This is a genomic window from Cellulomonas terrae, assembly GCF_007990265.1.
GTDB lineage: Bacteria > Actinomycetota > Actinomycetes > Actinomycetales > Cellulomonadaceae > Cellulomonas > Cellulomonas terrae.
In genome coordinates, this window is record NZ_BJWH01000017.1 from 1 (window position 1) to 16945 (window position 16945).

Genomic DNA, 16945 nt, shown 5'->3' on the forward strand with positions numbered 1-16945 from the left:
ACTTCGTCGGCGCGCGCGCCTGGCTGCAGGCGCTCCGTGGTGGCGCGGCGACCTGAGGCGTCAGGAGGAACACCCATGAGCAGCCCGTGCCCTCGGTGCCACCAAGGATCCGTCGACAGGTACCTGCTGGTCGCGACGAGTGAGCAGCTGTTCGTCTGTGACGAGTGTGAGGCGGCCTGGCCCGATGACCGTATTGACCTGATCGCGTTCTCTCAGCTGACGGATGTTACGGAGGATCGCGGCTTGACCCCGCTGTGGACCGAGCTGCGGAAGCTCGGTGACGACCACGATTCTTCCGATCCCTGCTCCTGACTCGACCACGGCCGTCAGTTCGACACGTCGCGCGAGTCGTCGACGGGAGGTCGTGCTGCGCAGTCCGACAAAGGTGCTGAGCTGTCTCGAAGGGCTCCAGTCCACCGGCATGGTCGTTCCCTGGGAGTGCCACAGGCAGCCGCGATTCCGCCACTCGTCCCTCACGCTGCGGTGGACCTCGGCGCGCGCGACGTCATCCCCCTCCTGCCGCCGTCCGCACCCGTCCATGGTCCATGCTCGTCAGCTATCCGGGGTCTGCAGTGCGGCGCCCGGTCGTTGTGCGAATCCCGCTGTCGACTCTGGATCAGGTCGCCGCCCGAGATCATGACTGCCGCGAGACACCCGTGAGGAGATGCGCCACCGTGAGCACGGACGACGTCCTGCAGCGCTACCGCCGCCAGCTGGTGGACTGGAGTGAAGCCCATCACGACCCAGAGCGTGCGAACACGCTGTTCAGGGCGAATCACGCGACCTACAAGGTCCTGCGGGAGACCGATGAAGGTCGCACGGGAATCGAGAAGCTCACCGGGGACGTGGTCACGGCCGTGCGACTGATGGCGGCGGTGCACTGCCTTCCATGGGCCAGCGAGATCGGTGTCCCCGTCCTGGAGACGTTGGAGCTGAGGGACGGGGATTTCGCCATCGACGCGAAGTACTCGCTCATCGCGTATCGCGACGGGAGCTTGAACCTGGACTGGTGACGCCGCTGCCGAGAGTCCTGACGGGCTGTCCTCATCACCACGTGTCCGATGGCGCGGGAACCGGCCACGCGCCGTCCGGTCAGGCCACCGCGACCCGGACGACGAGCGCCGCGTGGTCCACCCGCGCGGACAGCTCGAGGACGCGGCCGACGATCTCGCCGTCGACCTGCACGTGCTCACCGCCCTGCACGACGACGCGGACCTCCTGCGCCCGGGTGTGGTCGATGCGGCCGATCTTGGCGGGCAGGTCGTTGCGCATCCCCGCGCCCTGGAGCATGACCTCGCCGAACAGCTGGGCCCAGCCGGCGATCCCCCCACGGGTGTCGATCGCGGCGATGTCGAGCCAGCCGTCGTCGAGCAGCGCGTCGGGCAGCAGCGTGATGCCGCCGGGGAGCTTGCCGCAGTTGCCGATGAGCAGGCTGCGCAGGCGCGTCGACGTCATCGGCTGGTCGTCGAGCCGGACGTGCACGCGCGTGCGGCGGCCGTGCAGGTGCCGCATGCCCGAGACGAAGTACGCGATCCAGCCGACCCGGGCCTTGAGCTGCTCGTCGGTGTCGGCGACCATCGCGGCGTCGAACCCGAGGCCGGCGATGACGAGGAAGATGTGGTCGCGCGGCAGGGCCTCGTCGGCGAGCGCCCCGGCCGCCTCCGTGACCGGGTCGTCGATCTCCGACTGCCACCGGTGCACCCGCAGCCAGCCCACGTCGATCGTCCGGTCCCGGCCCTCCAGGGCGGTGCGCAGCGCCGCCATCGGGTCGCTCAGCGGCAGGTCGAGGTTGCGGGCCAGCAGGTTCCCCGTGCCGAGCGGGATGAGCCCCATCGGGATGCCGGTGCCGACGAGCCCCTCGGCCACCGCGCGCACCGTCCCGTCCCCGCCGATCGCGACGACGACGTCGGCCCCCTGCGCGACCGCGGCGCGCGTCTGGCCGACCCCGGGGTCGGCGATCGTGGTCTCGAACCAGAGGGGCTCGGGCAGCCCCTGCTCCGCGCAGGCGGCGTGCACCGACGTCCGGAGCGCCGGGACGTCCTGCTTGGAGGGGTTGGCGACGAACGCGACGAGCTGCCCGGTCGCCTCGACGTCCCGGGCGAGCCGGAGCTCCCGCGCGCCGGGACCGTTCCGTGGCGACTCGATCCGCCGCCGCAGCTCACGCTGCCGCAACCACAGGATCGTCACGAGGAGGAGGGAGCAGAGAGCCACGACGGCCGCGCACACGGCCACCCACGCCTCCCAGGTCATGGGCCGAATCTACGGCCCCCCGGGTGAGCCCTGACGCAACCGCCCCGCGTCGCCCACCCGTCACCCCGCCGACATCGGCACTCTGCGACGAGATCGGCAGCTGCGACTGCCGATCTCGTCGCAGGCTGCCGACCTCGCGGGTGCGCGTGGGCCGGGGTCAGGTGCCCACCGGTCAGGTCGGTAGGGTTCTCGGGTGATCGATCTGCGGCTCCTGCGGGAGGATCCCGACCTAGTCCGCGCCAGCCAGACGGCTCGCGGGGACGACCCTCACCTGGTCGACGAGGTGCTCGACGCCGACGCGCGCCGACGCTCCGCGCTGACCGAGTTCGAGACGCTGCGGGCCGAGCAGAAGTCCCTGGGCAAGCTCGTGGCGAAGGCGCAGGGCGACGAGAAGCACGCGCTGCTGACCCGCGGCAGGCACCTGGCCGAGCAGGTCAAGGCGCTCCAGTCCGACGCCGAGGCCGCCGAGGCGGTCGCGACGGAGCTGAGCCGGAAGATCTCGAACATCGTCGAGGACGGCGTCCCCGTCGGCGGCGAGGACGACTACGTCGTGCTCAAGCACGTGGGGGAGCGTCCCGCGTTCGACTTCCCGGTGCGTGACCACCTGGAGCTGGGCGAGGGGCTCGCGGCCATCGACACCGAGCGCGGGGCCAAGGTGTCCGGTGCGCGGTTCTACTACCTGACGGGGATCGGCGCGCGCCTGGAGCTCGCGCTGCTGAACGCGGCCGTCGACAAGGCCATGAGCGCCGGGTTCACGCCGGTCATCACGCCGACGCTGGTCAAGCCCGAGATCATGGCCGGCACCGGCTTCCTCGGCGCGCACGCGGACGAGATCTACCACCTGCCCGCCGACGACCTGTACCTGGTGGGCACCAGCGAGGTCGCGCTCGCGGGCTACCACTCGGGGGAGATCCTCGACCTGTCGGCCGGCCCCAAGCGGTACGCGGGCTGGTCGGCGTGCTACCGGCGCGAGGCCGGCTCGTACGGCAAGGACACCCGCGGGATCATCCGCGTGCACCAGTTCCACAAGGTCGAGGCGTTCAGCTGGACGACCGTCGAGGACGCCGCCGACGAGCACCGCCGCATCCTGGGCTGGGAGGAGGAGATGCTCGCGCTCGCGGAGCTGCCGTACCGCGTCATCGACACCGCCGCCGGGGACCTGGGGTCCAGCGCGGCCCGCAAGTTCGACTGCGAGGCGTGGCTGCCCAGCCAGGAGCGGTATCTCGAGCTGACCTCGACGTCGAACTGCACCACGTTCCAGGCTCGCCGCCTCGGCGTGCGCGAGCGCACCGCGGACGGGTCGACGCGCGCGGTCGCCACCCTCAACGGCACGCTCGCGACGACGCGGTGGATCGTCGCGCTCCTGGAGAACCACCAGCAGGCCGACGGGTCCGTGCGGGTCCCGGAGGGGCTGCGCCCGTACCTGGGCGGCCTCGAGGTGCTGGAGCCCGTGCGATGAGCCGGTGCCACCTCGTCGCCCTCGACGTCGACGGGACGCTCATGTCCTACGACGGCGTGATCTCCGACGAGGTGCGTGCGGCTGTGCTCGCCGTGCGCGACGCGGGTCTGCACGTGGTGCTCGCGACCGGCCGCGGCGTGCACTCGGCGGCGCCGGTGGCGACGGAGCTCGGGCTGACGGAGGGCTGGATCGTCTGCTCGAACGGCGCCGTGACCGCACGCCTCGACCCGGCCGCCGACAACGGCTACGAGATCGTCCGGGTGGTCACGTTCGACCCCGGCCCTGCGCTGCGCACGATCGCGCTGGAGCTGCCCGACGCCCTGTACGCGGTCGAGGACCTCGGGCTGGGCTTCCGGGTGTCCGCCGACTTCCCCGACGGCGAGCTGTCCGGGGACCTCGAGGTCGTGTCCTGGGAGGAGCTGACCACGACGCCGGCCACCCGGGTCGTCATCCGCAGTCCCGACAGCACCCCGGAGCTCTTCCACGAGCTGGTGGAGCGCGTCGGCCTGCACGAGGTGGAGTACGCCGTCGGCTGGTCCGCGTGGCTCGACCTGACGCCCGGTGGGGTCTCGAAGGCCAGCGCGCTGGAGGAGGTCCGTCAGCACCTCGGCGTGCAGCCGCACGCGACGGTGGCGGTCGGCGACGGGAGCAACGACCTGCAGATGCTCCGGTGGGCGGCCCGCGGCGTCGCGATGGGCCACGCGTCCGAGGCGGTCCGCGCGGCGGCCGACGAGGTGACGGGCACGATCTCGGACGACGGAGCCGTCGCGGTCCTGCGCAGCCTGCTGGTCTAGTCCCAGCGCTGCCGATCGTGACCGTTCATGGCGCCGTTCTGCACGGATTTCGTCGTTGAGCGTCGTCGTGGCTCGCCTGTAACTCAATCGTGACCGGATTGCCCGGTCTTTACGGTTGCGCCCGTGTTGCGTAACGGCTTGCATCGCTTGCAAGGGTGCTGGGAAAGCCGCCAGCACCATCCGGAGCATGACGACGTGGAGGTCTCATGAACGGCACACGCAGGCGCCGCAGCCACCTGGCAGCGGCCGCGGCGGTAGGAAGCCTGGCCCTGGTGCTCACCGCCTGTTCGGGCGGGGACGACGAGGGGGGCGGCGGCGACGCCACCTCGGACGTCGACTGCACCGCGTTCGAGCAGTACGGCGACCTCGAGGGCAAGACGATCAGCGTCTACACGTCGATCGTCGAGCCCGAGTCGGTCCAGCAGACCGACTCCTACATCCCCTTCGAGGAGTGCACGGGCGCGGAGATCGAGTACGAGGGCTCGCGGGAGTTCGAGGCACAGCTGCCCGTCCGCCTGCAGGCCGGCAACCCGCCCGACATCGCGTACATCCCGCAGCCCGGCTTCCTCGCGTCGATCGTCGCCGACTACCCCGACGCCGTCGTCGCGGCCCCGCAGGCGGTCATCGACAACGCGAACGAGTACTACACCGAGGGCTGGGTCAACTACGGCACGGTCGACGGCACGCTCTACGCGACGCCGCTCGGCGCCAACGTGAAGTCGTTCGTCTGGTACTCCCCGGCCGCGTTCGAGGAGAACGGCTACGAGATCCCCACCACGTGGGACGACCTCCTGGCCCTCACGGACCAGATCAAGGAGGACTACCCCGACTCCAAGCCGTGGTGCGCGGGCATCGAGTCCGGTGACGCCACCGGCTGGCCGGCCACCGACTGGCTGGAGGACGTGATGCTCCGGACCGCGGGCGCGGACGTCTACGACCAGTGGGTCACCCACGAGATCCCGTTCAACGACCCGCAGGTCCTCGCGGCCCTGGAGACCGTCGGCGGCATCCTCAAGAACCCGGACTACGTGAACGGCGGCCTGGGCGACGTCCAGTCCATCGCGACCGTCGCCTGGAACGAGGCCGGCAACCCGATTCCCGACCAGATGTGCTTCCTGCACCGTGCGGCCAACTTCTACCAGGCCAACTGGGACCCGAGCCTGACGGTCGCGGAGGACGGTGACGTCTACGCCTTCTACCTGCCGGGCCAGAGCGCCGACGACAAGCCGCTGCTCGGCGGTGGCGAGTTCGTGACGGCCTTCGCGGACCGTCCCGAGGTCCAGGCCTTCCAGGCGTACCTGTCCAGCCCGGAGTGGGCCAACGCCAAGGCGGAGGCCACCGGTCAGGGCTGGCTGAGCGCCAACAGCGGTCTCGACCCCGACCTGCTGCAGTCGCCCATCGACCAGCTCTCGTTCGAGCTGCTCACCGACGACAGCTACACCTTCCGGTTCGACGGCTCCGACCAGATGCCCGGTGCCGTCGGCGCCGACGCGTTCTGGAAGCAGATGACCGCGTGGATCGGTGAGGACCAGTCCGACCAGGAGACCCTCGACAACATCGAGGCAGCCTGGCCGGCGTCCTGATCGCCTGAGGCACGCCCGGGGTGGGGGCCGTCGTCCTGACGGCTCCCACCCCGGCCGCGCCGGTCGTACGACCTCGATGAAGAGGAAGGGTGACGTATGGACTGGTTCATCCACGCAGAGACCGTGGGCCACAAGTTCGCGCTGATGCTTGTCGCGATCCTGCTGTTCGTGGGCGTGATGGGGGCGATCCTCTTCGGGATCGACAAGCTCAAGAAAGTTCCGACCTGGGCGGTCGTGGCCGCGTTCCTCGGCCCGACGCTCCTCTTCGTGGTCTTCGGCCTGGTCTACCCCGGGCTGAACACCATCAAGGCGTCGCTCTACGACGCCAAGGGCAACGAGTTCGTCGGGCTCGACAACTACGTGACCGCATTCACGCAGGACCAGTTCCAGACCGTGCTGCGCAACACGCTGCTCTGGGTCGTGCTCGTGCCGCTGGTCGCCACCCTGATCGGGCTGGTCTACGCGGTGCTCGTCGACCGGACGCGGTTCGAGTCCATGGCGAAGACGCTGATCTTCCTGCCCATGGCGATCTCGCTGGTCGGCGCCAGCATCATCTGGCGGTTCGTCTACGAGTTCCGTCCCGACCAGGGGAACATCCAGCAGATCGGCCTGGCCAACCAGATCCTCGTGTGGCTGGGGCTGGACCCGTACCAGTTCCTGCTGAACCAACCGTGGAACACGCTCTTCCTCATCGCCGTCATGATCTGGATCCAGGCCGGCTTCGCGATGACGGTCCTGTCGGCCGCCATCAAGGCCATCCCCGACGACATCACCGAGGCCGCCCGGCTCGACGGCCTGCACGGGATCGGGATGTTCCGGTTCATCACCGTGCCGAGCATCCGGCCCGCGCTCGTCGTCGTCCTCACGACGATCGCGATGGGCACGCTCAAGGTCTTCGACATCGTCCGGACCATGACCGGCGGCAACTTCAACACGTCCGTCGTGGCCTACGAGTTCTACACGCAGAGCTTCCGCGCCCAGAACGCCGGGCTCGGTGCCGCGCTCGCCGTCATCCTGTTCGTCCTGGTGATCCCGATCATCGTGTACAACGTCCGACAGCTGCGCCTCTCGGAGGAGATCCGATGACGAACGCCTCCGCCCCCCTGCCGCCGGCCACCCTCGTCGAGCCGGAGGAGGTCGACACGACGCGCAAGCCGTCCCGGTTCGGTCGGGTCGACGCCCGCGCGTCCCGCGCCGCGCGCAAGCTGAGCTCGCCGTGGGCGTCGCTGACGGCGATCATCATCGCGATCATCTGGACCATCCCGACGTTCGGCCTGCTGGTCACGTCGTTCCGGCCCCGCTCCGAGATCCGGACGTCGGGCTGGTGGACGCTGCCCTGGAACCCGGGCCTGACCCTGGACAACTACCAGGAGGCGCTCTTCGGGTCGTCGACGAGCCTCATCACGTACTTCGTGAACTCGATCGTCATCACCCTGCCCGCGGTGATCATCCCGATCTCCCTGGCGCTCCTCGCGGCGTACGCACTGGCGTGGATCGACTTCAAGGGCCGGGCCATCCTGTTCGTCGCGATCTTCGCGCTCCAGGTGGTGCCCATCCAGGTCACGCTCATCCCGCTGCTGTCGCAGTACGTCAGCTGGGGCATCGCGGGGTCGTTCTGGGTGATCTGGCTGTCGCACTCGATCTTCGCGCTGCCGCTGGCCATCTACATCCTGCACAACTTCATGAAGGACATCCCGCCGTCGCTGGTCGAGGCCGCGCGGATGGACGGCGCCGGGCACGTGAAGATCTTCTTCCAGGTGCTCATGCCGCTGCTCACCCCCGCGATCGCGTCGTTCGCGATCTTCCAGTTCCTGTGGGTGTGGAACGACCTGCTGGTCGCGCTCACCTTCGCCGGCGGGACCACCGACGTGGCCCCGCTGACCGTGCGCGTCGCGGAGCTGAGCGGGACGCGCGGGTCGCAGTGGCAGCTGCTGTCCGCGGGTGCGTTCATCGCCCTCGTCGTGCCGCTCATCGTGTTCCTGTCGTTGCAGCGCTACTTCGTGCGCGGTCTGCTGGCGGGTTCGGTCAAGGGATAGGGGCGCTTAGCCTGAGGCCGTGCCCGCGCCTCTGCTGTTCGTCCTCTCGGGGCTGACGCAGTACGTGGGCGCGGCGCTCGCGGTCGGCATCTTCGGCACGATCGCCGCCGCCTCGGTCGCGTGGCTGCGCATCGCGGTCTCCGCGGTCGTGCTCGTCGCGTGGCAGCGGCCGTGGCGGGTCCGGTGGCACCTGCCGGACCTGCGCGTCGCGGTCGTGTTCGGTGTGGTGCTCGCCCTGATGAACGTCGCGTTCTACATCGCGATCGACCACCTGCCGCTCGGCACCGCGGTCGCCATCGAGTTCCTCGGACCGGTGGCGGTCGCTGCCGTGACGGGTCGCGGCTGGCGGGACCGGGTCGGCATCGCCGTCGCCGCGGTCGGCGTCGTGCTCCTGGCGGGAGTGAGCCTGGAGAGCGGGCCGGACGCGGTGCTCGGGCTCGTCGCGATCCTCGTCTCGGCGGCCTGCTGGGCGGCCTACATCGTGCTCGGCCGGCGCGTGGCGCGAGCGGCGAACGGCGGGATCACCGGGCTGTCCGTCGCGATGGCGGCCGGCGCAGTGGTCTTCGCCCCCTTCCTGGCCGGTGGCGCGGAACCGGTGCTGCACGACGCGCGGCTGGCGGCCCTCGTGGTCGCGATCGCGGTGTGCTCGTCGGTCGTCCCGTACGCGCTCGAGCAGGTCGTCCTGCGCCGGGTGCGGGCGGCGACGTTCGCGATCCTGCTGGCGCTGCTGCCGGCGACCGCCGCGGTGGTCGGGGCCGTGGTGCTCCAGCAGGTGCCGCACGGGCTGGAGGTCGTCGGTCTCCTGCTCGTCTCCGGCGCCATCGTGCTCACGGGCCTCGACCGCGACGAGCCACCGCCGACGCAGGAGGCGCCCCCGCCCGCGTAGGGCCTGAAGGGTGGGGCCGCCGGGCCTACAGGTACTGCCCGGTCGACGGGTCGGGGGTGCCGTCGGCGCGCGGGACCTGGACCGGTGCGCCCGGGTGCGCCGGTCCGGCGGGCAGCTGCCGGCGCATCCCGGCCAGCTGCCCCTGCGCCGCCACCTGCTGGGCCACCAGCGCGGTCTGGATGCCGTGGAACAGCCCCTCCAACCAGCCGACGAGCTGCGCCTGCGCGATCCGGAGCTCGGCGTCGGAGGGTGCCTGGTCCTCGACGAACGGCAGCGTGATCCGGTGCAGCTCCGCGACGAGCTCCGGCGAGAGGCCCTCCTCCAGCTCGTGCAGGGACCGCTCGTGGATCTCGGCCAGGCGCGCACGCGCCGCGTCGTCGAGGGGAGCGCTGCGGACCTCGTCGAGGAGCTGCTTGATCATCGTGCCGATGCGCATGACCTTCGCCGGCTGGCCGACCAGCGAGGTGATGTCCTCGGCGTCGTCGTCGTCCGGCGCCGGAGCCAGCACCTCCACGCGCGGCTTCTCGTCGGTCGGGGCGTCCTGCGCGTCGTTGTCGGTCACCCGGGCATTCTCACTGACTGACGTGCCCGGCGCAGCCCTTCCCGTCCGCTGGCTAGGGTGTGCGCCATGGCCTGGCTCACCACACCCGCCCATGCCCGGTGGCTCGAGGACGAGACGGACCGGCTCCTCGACTTCGGCCGCGCGTCGGTCGTCCCCGGAGGCTTCGCGCGCCAGGACGAGGCGGGTGCCGCGGTCGACGGCCCGCTGGAGCTCTGGATCGCGTGCCGGATGACGCACGTCTACGCGATCGGGCACCTGCTCGGCCGTCCCGGGTCGGCCGCCCTCGTCGACCACGGCCTCGCCGCGCTGACGGGTGCCTTCCACGACGACGAGCACGGCGGCTGGTTCGCCGAGGTCGAGCGCGACGGCACCCCGCGGGACACCGACAAGGCCGCGTACCCGCACGCGTTCGTCATCCTCGCCGCCTCCAGCGCGGCCGCCGCCGGTCGGCCGGGCGCCCGCGCGCTCCTCGACGAGGCGCTCGCCGTCTCCGAGCAGAGGTTCTGGGACGACGAGGCGGGCATGGCGGTCGAGCAGTGGGACCGGACCTTCACGACGCTCGACGGCTACCGCGGCGTCAACGCGAACATGCACACCGTCGAGGCGTACCTCGCGGCGGCCGACGTCACCGGTGAGCGCGTCTGGCTCGCCCGCGCGCTGCGGATCGTCGAGCGCGTCGTGCACGGCTGGGCCGCCGACAACTCGTGGCGCATCCCCGAGCACTTCGACAGCGACTGGGTGCCGGACCTCGAGTACAACGTCGACACGCCCGCCCACCCGTTCCGCCCCTACGGCGCGACGATCGGCCACTGGCTGGAGTGGGCCCGGCTGACCCTGCACGCGCGCGCCGCGATCACCGCCCGTGGCGACGTCGCCCCCGCCTGGATGCTCGAGGACGCGATCTCCCTGTTCGACGCCTCGGTGCGCGAGGGCTGGGACGTCGACGGCGCCCCCGGGTTCGTCTACACGGTCGACTGGTCGGGCGCCCCCGTCGTGCGCGAGCGCATGCACTGGGTGGCCGCCGAGGGTGTCGCCGCCGCGGCCGCGCTGCACGCCGCGACGGGGGAGGCCCGGTTCGACGACGCCTACACGCAGTGGTGGGAGTACATCGGTGCGCACCACCTGGACCGCGTCGGGGGGTCGTGGTGGCACGAGCTCGGCACCGACAACCAGGTGTCGCGCACGGTCTGGGCCGGCAAGGCCGACCTCTACCACGCGGTCCAGGCGACGCTGATCCCGCGCCTCCCGCTCACCCCGGTGATCGCCCCGGCCCTGGCCGCCGGCCTCCTGGACTGACCGCCTCGCGCAACGTCCGCACTCGCGCGGGTCCGAACCCCCACGAGTGCGGACGTTGCGCGTCGACACGGTGCAACGTCCGCACTCCGTCGGCCTCCAGCCCGCTGGAGCGCGGACGTCGGTGCTCGGGTCAGGGGATCAGGAGGACCTTGCCGAAGGCCTCGCCCGACTCCAGGAGGCGGTGCGCGTCGGCGGCCTGGTCGAAGCCCAGACGGGCGTGCACCACCGGGCGCACCCACCGGTCCTCCACGAACGGCCACGCGTGCCGACGGACACCGTCCATGATCGCGACCTTCTGGTCGTGCGGGCGGGAGCGCAGGAGGGTGCCCAGGATGCTCGCGCGCCTGGCCATCAGCACGGACAGGTCGAGCTCGCCGCGTCGCCCCTGCTGCAGCCCGATGACCACCAGGCGGCCGTCGTCGGCGAGCATCGCCAGGTTCTCGGCCAGCCCGCCGCCGCCCAGGACGTCCAGCACGACGTCGGCGCCGCGCCCGCCGGTCGCGTCCCGCACCCGGTCCACGAGGCCCGGCTCCCGGTGGTCGAGCGCCACGTCGGCGCCGAGCGCCAGGACGCGCGCGGTGCGCTCCGGGCCGCCGGCGGTCGCCAGGACGCGCGTGCCCAGGGCGCGGGCGAGCTGGACCGCGACCGTGCCGACGCCGCCCGAGCCGCCCCGGACGAGGAGGCTCTCCCCGGGGGCCAACCGTGCGGCGCGCAGGTTCGACCACACCGTCGCCAGCCCCTCGGGAAGAGCCGCGGCATCGACGGTGGAGAGGTCGTCGGGCAGGCGCAGCGCGAGCTCGGCCGGCACGGCGACCAGCTCCGCGTAGCCCCCGCCCGCGAGCAGCGCCGCGACGCGGTCGCCGACCTTAGGGTCGTCGGGACCCAGCCCGTGCCCGCCCGCCACGACCGTGCCGGAGACCTCGAGACCGGGCCAGACGGGCGCACCCGCGGGTGGCGGGTAGTGGCCGGCCCGCTGCAGCAGGTCCGCCCTGTTGACGCCTGCCGCGGCGACCCTCACGATCAGGTCGCGTGGTCCCGCCACGGGGTCGGGAACCTCCTGCACGGCGAGGACGTCCGGATCGCCCGGCTTTGTGATGACGACCGCTCGCACGTCCGCACAGTAACCCCGGCGGGCTCCCCGGCCCTCTCGCTAGCACACGACACCCGAACGGGGTGTCATGTCGCCGTATCCGGGGGGGTGAGGTCCATGGCAAACTCTGCCGTTGGCTAATGGTCTGGTGTCCAACAGCCGATGAACGCCAACGGGACACCTCATCGGTCATCTGACCAGAGCGCACGACCGGTACGACATGGTGGCAACACCCGTTGCCGGAACACGGAAGGGAACGACATGCTGCGACGGCTCGGCATCCGCGCCAAAGTGATGGCTGTCCTTGCCGTCCCCATGATCGTGCTGCTCGCAGCCGGCGGGTTCATCTCCTGGAACGCGATCCAGGAGCTGCGGTACGCCAAGGCGGCCGACAGCGTGATCACGACGCTGCAGGCGTACACCCCCGTGTCGAGCTCGCTGCAGGCCGAGCGGCTCCTGTCGCTCAACGGCGGCTCGGTCGAGCAGATCGCCGACGCCCGCAAGGCGACGGACGCGGCGCTCGACGCGGTCCGGCCCATCACTGCCGACCTGGACCTGAGCCAGTTCCCCAAGCCGGTCGTCGACCGGTTCGTCGAGGTGCAGCTGGCGCACAACACGATGCTGCCCGCCGTCCGGACGAGCGTGGACATCAAGGCCCAGCGCGCCCAGCTCGAGAACAACTACGCCGCGATCATCGAGGGCCAGCTCGACCTGATGGAACAGGTCGCCAACAGCCTCGAGAACCGCGACCTCGCGCAGTACGTCACCTCGTACCGTGAGATCGGCACCACCGCCGACAACCTGGTCGTCGAGATGATCGACGGCATCCAGCTGCTCAGCACCCGTGCGCCGGCACCCGCCTCGGTCCGCCAGTACGACACGCAGACCGCCGCCACCGAGCTGGCCCGTGCCCGCGCCCACGCCGCCATCGACGCGCTCGGCGTCGAGTCGCTCGTGATGCCGACCAAGGACCCGACGTCCAACTTCACCCGCATGCGGGCGCCGCTCCAGCAGGGCAACCCGGCGGGCTTCGCGCAGATCGACGTGAACGCGTACGTGGGTGAGATCCAGCAGCAGCTGGCCAGCCTCGGCGAGCTCAACACCGGTGTGCTGGACGAGGCCCACGACGTGGCCGCCGCCGCGGCGGACGAGGCCCAGGCCCAGGCGCTCATCACCATCGGCATCGTCATCGCGGCCCTCGTCGCCTCCCTCTTCTTCGCCCTCCTCGTCGCCCGAGGCATCGTCGTCCCGCTGCGCCGTCTGACGAAGGCTGCCGCCGACGTCCGCGAGCAGCTGCCGCGACTGGTCGAGCAGGTGGCCATCCCCGGTGAGGGCCCGGAGATCACCCTGGCGCCCATCCCGGTGACGTCCCGCGACGAGGTCGGCCAGCTGGCCGCAGCCTTCAACTCGGTGAACTCGACCACGGTCCAGGTCGCCCAGGAGCAGGCCGCACTGCGTGGCTCCATCGCGGAGATGTTCGTCAACGTCGCACGCCGCGACCAGGTCCTCCTCAACCGCCAGCTGTCGTTCATCGACTCCCTGGAGCGTGCCGAGGAAGACCCGAGCACCCTGGCGAACCTGTTCCGCCTCGACCACCTCGCCACCCGCATGCGTCGTAACGCGGAGTCCCTCCTCGTCCTCGCCGGCATCGACTCCGGTCGTCGTCTGCGCGACGCGATGCCGCTGTCCGACGTCGTCCGCACGGCCTCCTCGGAGATCGAGCAGTACGACCGGGTCGAGCTCGACCTGCAGGTCGACCCGCACATGCACGGCTTCAACGCCCTCGGCGCCGCGCACATGCTCGCCGAGCTCCTCGAGAACGCGACGATCTTCTCCGAGCCGGAGACGCCCGTCACGGTCACCACCGGTGTCTCGGGCCAGTTCGTGGTCGTCCGCATCCTCGACCAGGGCCTGGGCATGAGCGATGTCGAGCTCGAGGCCGCGAACTCGAAGATCGTCTCGACCTCCGCCAGCGACTCCCTGGGCAACCAGCGCCTCGGCCTCTTCGTCGTCGGCCGCATCGCCCAGCGCCTCGGCGCCGACGTCCGGCTGCTCAAGGCCGCGCACGGCACGGGCACCGAGACGATCGTCCGGTTCCCCGCGACGCTGTTCGTGATGACCGAGACCAACCTGTACGGCAACGGAGCGCCCGCCGCCCTGGCCGCACCGCGCAACGACCCGGGCCTGCCGCAGATCGAGGCGCCCGTCGTCGAGGAGGTCGACCTCGCCGCGCTGACGGACGGCCAGACCTCGCTCGGTCTGCCGCACCGCCGCCGTCGTGACGACGGTTCCGACGAGGGTGCCGGCCCCATCCCGGTCACCGAGCTGGCGCAGTCCACGGGTCTGCCGACCCGGTCGAAGAAGACGTTCGACGAGGACAACCTGGTCCTGCCCGAGGCGCCCGACGGTCAGATCTCCGCCGAGATCTCCGCTGCCGGCTCCGACTGGAAGCCCGCGACGGTCGCCCCGCTCAAGGGTGGTCTGCCGAGCCGCAGCCGTGCCTCGACCTCCGCCTGGGCCAAGCCCGAGGAGCCGGCGTCCGCCGCGTCCGCCCCGGCACCCGCCCCGGCGGCCCGTGCCGGTCTGTTCTCCGGCTTCCGCGGCCGCACCGAGGCCGCGACCACGGACACCGGCGAGAACCTCGTCGTCCCGGGCCTGGTGTCCGAGGACCAGGAGCGCGCGCAGCCGCCCGCCCAGTCCAACGCCGTCCGCGCCCCGTGGATGTCGAGCGGCGCGCACGCCGCACCCGTCGAGCCGATGGTCGTCCCGCAGCTCGCGGACGACGACGACTCGTGGGAGGCCAAGGAGGCCGAGAACCGCGAGGCGCAGAACGCCGCGGCTGTCGCCGCCGCCGACGAGGCCGCGCAGACCGAGGCTGCTCCGGCAGCCCAGGAGGCGCCCGCGTGGGAGCCGACCCCCGCCTGGGACGACGCACAGGCGGAGTCGCCGGCTGCCGAGGCTCCGGCCTGGGAGGCCCCCGCCGTCGCCGAGGCTCCTGCCTGGGACGCCCCCGCCGTCGCCGAGGCTCCTGCCTGGGACGCCCCTGCCGCTGAGGCCGTCGCCGCCGAGGTCCCCGTCTGGGAGGCGCCCGTCGCCGAGGTCCCGGCCTGGGAGACCCCCGCTGCCGAGGCCCCCGCGTGGGAGGCGCCCGTCGCCGAGGTCCCGGCCTGGGAGGCCCCTGCTGCCGAGGCCGCCGCGTGGGAGGCGCCCGTCGCCGAGACCCCGGCCTGGGCCGACTCGACCGCACAGGAGACCCCCGCCTGGGAGGCTCCGGCCGCCGAGGCCGCCGCCTGGGACGCGCTCGACGCCGACGAGGCTCCCGCCTGGGACGCCCCGCTCGTCGCCGAGACGCCCACCTGGGAGGCTCCCGCCGCCGCCGCGTCCGCGTGGGACCAGACGGCCGTCGACGACGAGCCCGCCTGGCAGGCGCCGGTCGTCGGCGAGCAGACCCCTGCCGCCCTGACGTCGCGCTCCGCCGCCCCGGCGCAGGAGGAGGAGGTCGCAGCTCCGGCTGCCGCCGCCCCCGCCGCCCCCGCCGCTCCGGTCGCGCCTGCTCGGGCGTTCACGTCCTACAGCGGCTATGCCGGCTGGGGTGCACCCGCGGACGCGTCGTACCAGCCGTCGGACCGCACGCTCGACGAGGCTCGCGCCTGGCACACCGGTGCCATGCCGATCGTCCCCGAGGCAGCTGCCGCGCCCGTGGAGGAGGCCCGGGCCGACTCCGCCTGGCCGGCGCCCGCGTGGGAGCCGCCGACGTGGCAGTCGCCCGAGTGGTCGGAGCAGCCGGTCGAGGCCGCCGCCGAGCCCGAGCACGCCGCCGAGGCCGAGCCGGTCGCCGAGCCCGAGCCCGAGATCGCCGTCGTCGACGGGGTCGCGTTCCGTCGCGTCTACCTCGAGCCCGACGCCGACACCGAGCAGAGCGTCGAGGCCGAGGCGTCCGTCGAGCCCGAGCCCGTCGTCGAGGAGGCACCGGCGTGGGCCGCTCCCGTCGAGGAGACGGCGCCCGTGTGGGCCGCTCCCGTGCAGGAGGCGGCGCCCGCGTGGCCGACGTTCCAGGCCCCGCAGGTCGAGGCTCCGACGCAGCTGTTCACGCCGATCGAGGCCGCCGCCGCTGCCGAGCCGGAGCCCGCACCGCAGGCACCCGTCCACCAGCAGGCTCCGGTCGCCTACGCAGCACCTGAGGCCGCCGCCCCGGCGTGGGCCCCGACCGCTGCCGCGCCGGCCGCTCCGCCGGCCCAGGCTCCGTTCGCCCAGGTGGTCCCGACGCCGTCGCCGGCCCAGGCCGACGACGCGAAGGGCCGCCGCAAGTGGGGCCTGTTCGGGCGGAAGAAGGGTGACGACGGCGCTCCGGAGACCTCCGGTCCGGTGCCGGTGCAGGAAGCGCCCGTCAGCCAGAGCCAGGTCGCCCCGGTGCGGACCTCGGCGTGGACGGCGGACGCCGCCGCACCGCAGTCGCCCACCGGTGCCGACTCGTCGCAGTCGTGGATGGCGTCGACCACCTGGTCGGCCCCGGCCGCGCCGGCTCCCCAGCAGAACGCTCCGGCTCCGTTGGAGCCCGTGTCGGCAGGGTCGTGGGCGCCGCCCGAGTGGGCCGCGCGGCCCGGGGGCAACCCCGCGCCGTCGTCCACGGTCCCGCAGCCCGCGCTGCCGCCGTCGGTGGCTCCCCGGGTCGGCACGCTCGACGACGAGGTGGCGGCGATGCTCGCCCTTCGTTCGGACATCCAGGAGCAGGCACTCTCCGAGCTCTCCCAGCTGTCGGCCTACCGGCCGGCCGCGACGGGTGGCAACGCGGAGCGCCTCACCCGGCGAGTCCCCACAGCTGTCCCGGCGACGACAGTCTCCGAGGACGAAGGGAAGCCCGTGCAGCGTGATGCGGACCAGCTCCGGTCGCGTCTGTCGAGCTTCCAGTCAGGGACCTCTCGTGGCCGTCGTGTCACAGAGGACCCGTCCGGCCAGAACGGCGTGAGCTGATGACTGCCCCAGACCCCA

General features: G+C 72.1%; 12 protein-coding genes. 9 read left to right on the plus strand and 3 right to left on the minus strand.

The features are described from left to right. Positions 1-674: 674 nt before the first annotated feature. Complete coding sequence (locus tag CTE05_RS14580) at positions 675-1013, plus strand: hypothetical protein (protein ID WP_146847048.1); 339 nt, start codon at positions 675-677, stop codon at positions 1011-1013. Between the two features lie 79 nt (positions 1014-1092). Here the strand turns inward: CTE05_RS14580 and CTE05_RS14585 are convergent, their stop codons facing one another. Further along, positions 1093-2250 carry a diacylglycerol/lipid kinase family protein gene (locus CTE05_RS14585; RefSeq protein WP_146847049.1) on the minus strand — a complete coding sequence of 386 codons (1158 nt, stop codon included), beginning with the start codon at positions 2248-2250 and terminating at the stop codon, positions 1093-1095. A gap of 193 nt (positions 2251-2443) precedes the next feature. Between CTE05_RS14585 and serS the strand changes: the two genes are divergently transcribed. The 6 genes from serS (at position 2444) to CTE05_RS14615 (ending at position 9008) form a co-directional block, all read left to right on the plus strand. Continuing rightward, on the plus strand, positions 2444-3709 hold the full coding sequence (gene serS / locus CTE05_RS14590) for a serine--tRNA ligase (protein WP_146847050.1): 1266 nt from the start codon (positions 2444-2446) through the stop codon (positions 3707-3709). Next, positions 3706-4503, plus strand: coding sequence for an HAD family hydrolase (locus CTE05_RS14595; RefSeq protein ID WP_146847051.1), 798 nt, complete (start codon positions 3706-3708; stop codon positions 4501-4503). The genes serS and CTE05_RS14595 overlap by 4 nt, the downstream gene beginning before the upstream one ends. A 206-nt stretch (positions 4504-4709) precedes the next feature. After that, positions 4710-6086 carry an ABC transporter substrate-binding protein gene (locus tag CTE05_RS14600; RefSeq protein ID WP_146847052.1) on the plus strand — a complete coding sequence of 459 codons (1377 nt, stop codon included), beginning with the start codon at positions 4710-4712 and terminating at the stop codon, positions 6084-6086. A 96-nt stretch (positions 6087-6182) separates the two neighbouring features. Continuing rightward, positions 6183-7172 (plus strand): carbohydrate ABC transporter permease, encoded by a 990-nt coding sequence (locus tag CTE05_RS14605; RefSeq protein ID WP_146847053.1) that lies wholly within the window; start codon positions 6183-6185, stop codon positions 7170-7172. After that, positions 7169-8122 (plus strand): carbohydrate ABC transporter permease, encoded by a 954-nt coding sequence (locus tag CTE05_RS14610; protein ID WP_146847054.1) that lies wholly within the window; start codon positions 7169-7171, stop codon positions 8120-8122. The genes CTE05_RS14605 and CTE05_RS14610 overlap by 4 nt, the downstream gene beginning before the upstream one ends. Before the next feature lie 19 nt (positions 8123-8141). Next, entirely contained in the window at positions 8142-9008 is an 867-nt protein-coding gene (locus CTE05_RS14615) for an EamA family transporter (RefSeq protein WP_146847055.1), read from the plus strand. 25 nt (positions 9009-9033) lie between these two features. On the opposite strand, the gene CTE05_RS14620 is transcribed toward CTE05_RS14615, so the two are convergent. Next, the gene (locus tag CTE05_RS14620; protein WP_146847056.1) at positions 9034-9570 is read right to left on the minus strand and encodes a bacterial proteasome activator family protein; all 537 of its coding nucleotides are present in this window, start codon (positions 9568-9570) and stop codon (positions 9034-9036) included. A gap of 66 nt (positions 9571-9636) precedes the next feature. Here CTE05_RS14620 and CTE05_RS14625 point away from each other — a divergent pair, with 66 nt between their 5' ends. Then, entirely contained in the window at positions 9637-10866 is a 1230-nt protein-coding gene (locus CTE05_RS14625; RefSeq protein ID WP_146847057.1) for an AGE family epimerase/isomerase, read from the plus strand. Between the two features lie 130 nt (positions 10867-10996). Here CTE05_RS14625 and CTE05_RS14630 read toward each other — a convergent pair whose 3' ends face one another. Continuing rightward, positions 10997-11977: an NAD(P)H-quinone oxidoreductase gene (locus CTE05_RS14630; protein ID WP_146847058.1), complete on the minus strand. Its 981-nt coding sequence runs from the start codon at positions 11975-11977 to the stop codon at positions 10997-10999. A gap of 240 nt (positions 11978-12217) precedes the next feature. Here CTE05_RS14630 and CTE05_RS14635 point away from each other — a divergent pair, with 240 nt between their 5' ends. Further along, positions 12218-16927 (plus strand): ATP-binding protein, encoded by a 4710-nt coding sequence (locus CTE05_RS14635; RefSeq protein WP_222595492.1) that lies wholly within the window; start codon positions 12218-12220, stop codon positions 16925-16927. Positions 16928-16945: the final 18 nt, after the last annotated feature.

What these genes read in the sequence shown, in the direction of transcription:
- CTE05_RS14585 (WP_146847049.1), bottom strand. Translation starts at nt 2,250, where the DNA reads ATGACCTGGGAGGCGTGGGTGGCCGTGTGCGCGGCCGTCGTGGCTCTC.
- CTE05_RS14595 (WP_146847051.1), top strand. Translation starts at nt 3,706, where the DNA reads ATGAGCCGGTGCCACCTCGTCGCCCTCGACGTCGACGGGACGCTCATG.
- CTE05_RS14600 (WP_146847052.1), top strand. Translation starts at nt 4,710, where the DNA reads ATGAACGGCACACGCAGGCGCCGCAGCCACCTGGCAGCGGCCGCGGCG.
- CTE05_RS14605 (WP_146847053.1), top strand. Translation starts at nt 6,183, where the DNA reads ATGGACTGGTTCATCCACGCAGAGACCGTGGGCCACAAGTTCGCGCTG.
- CTE05_RS14610 (WP_146847054.1), top strand. Translation starts at nt 7,169, where the DNA reads ATGACGAACGCCTCCGCCCCCCTGCCGCCGGCCACCCTCGTCGAGCCG.
- CTE05_RS14625 (WP_146847057.1), top strand. Translation starts at nt 9,637, where the DNA reads ATGGCCTGGCTCACCACACCCGCCCATGCCCGGTGGCTCGAGGACGAG.
- CTE05_RS14635 (WP_222595492.1), top strand. Translation starts at nt 12,218, where the DNA reads ATGCTGCGACGGCTCGGCATCCGCGCCAAAGTGATGGCTGTCCTTGCC.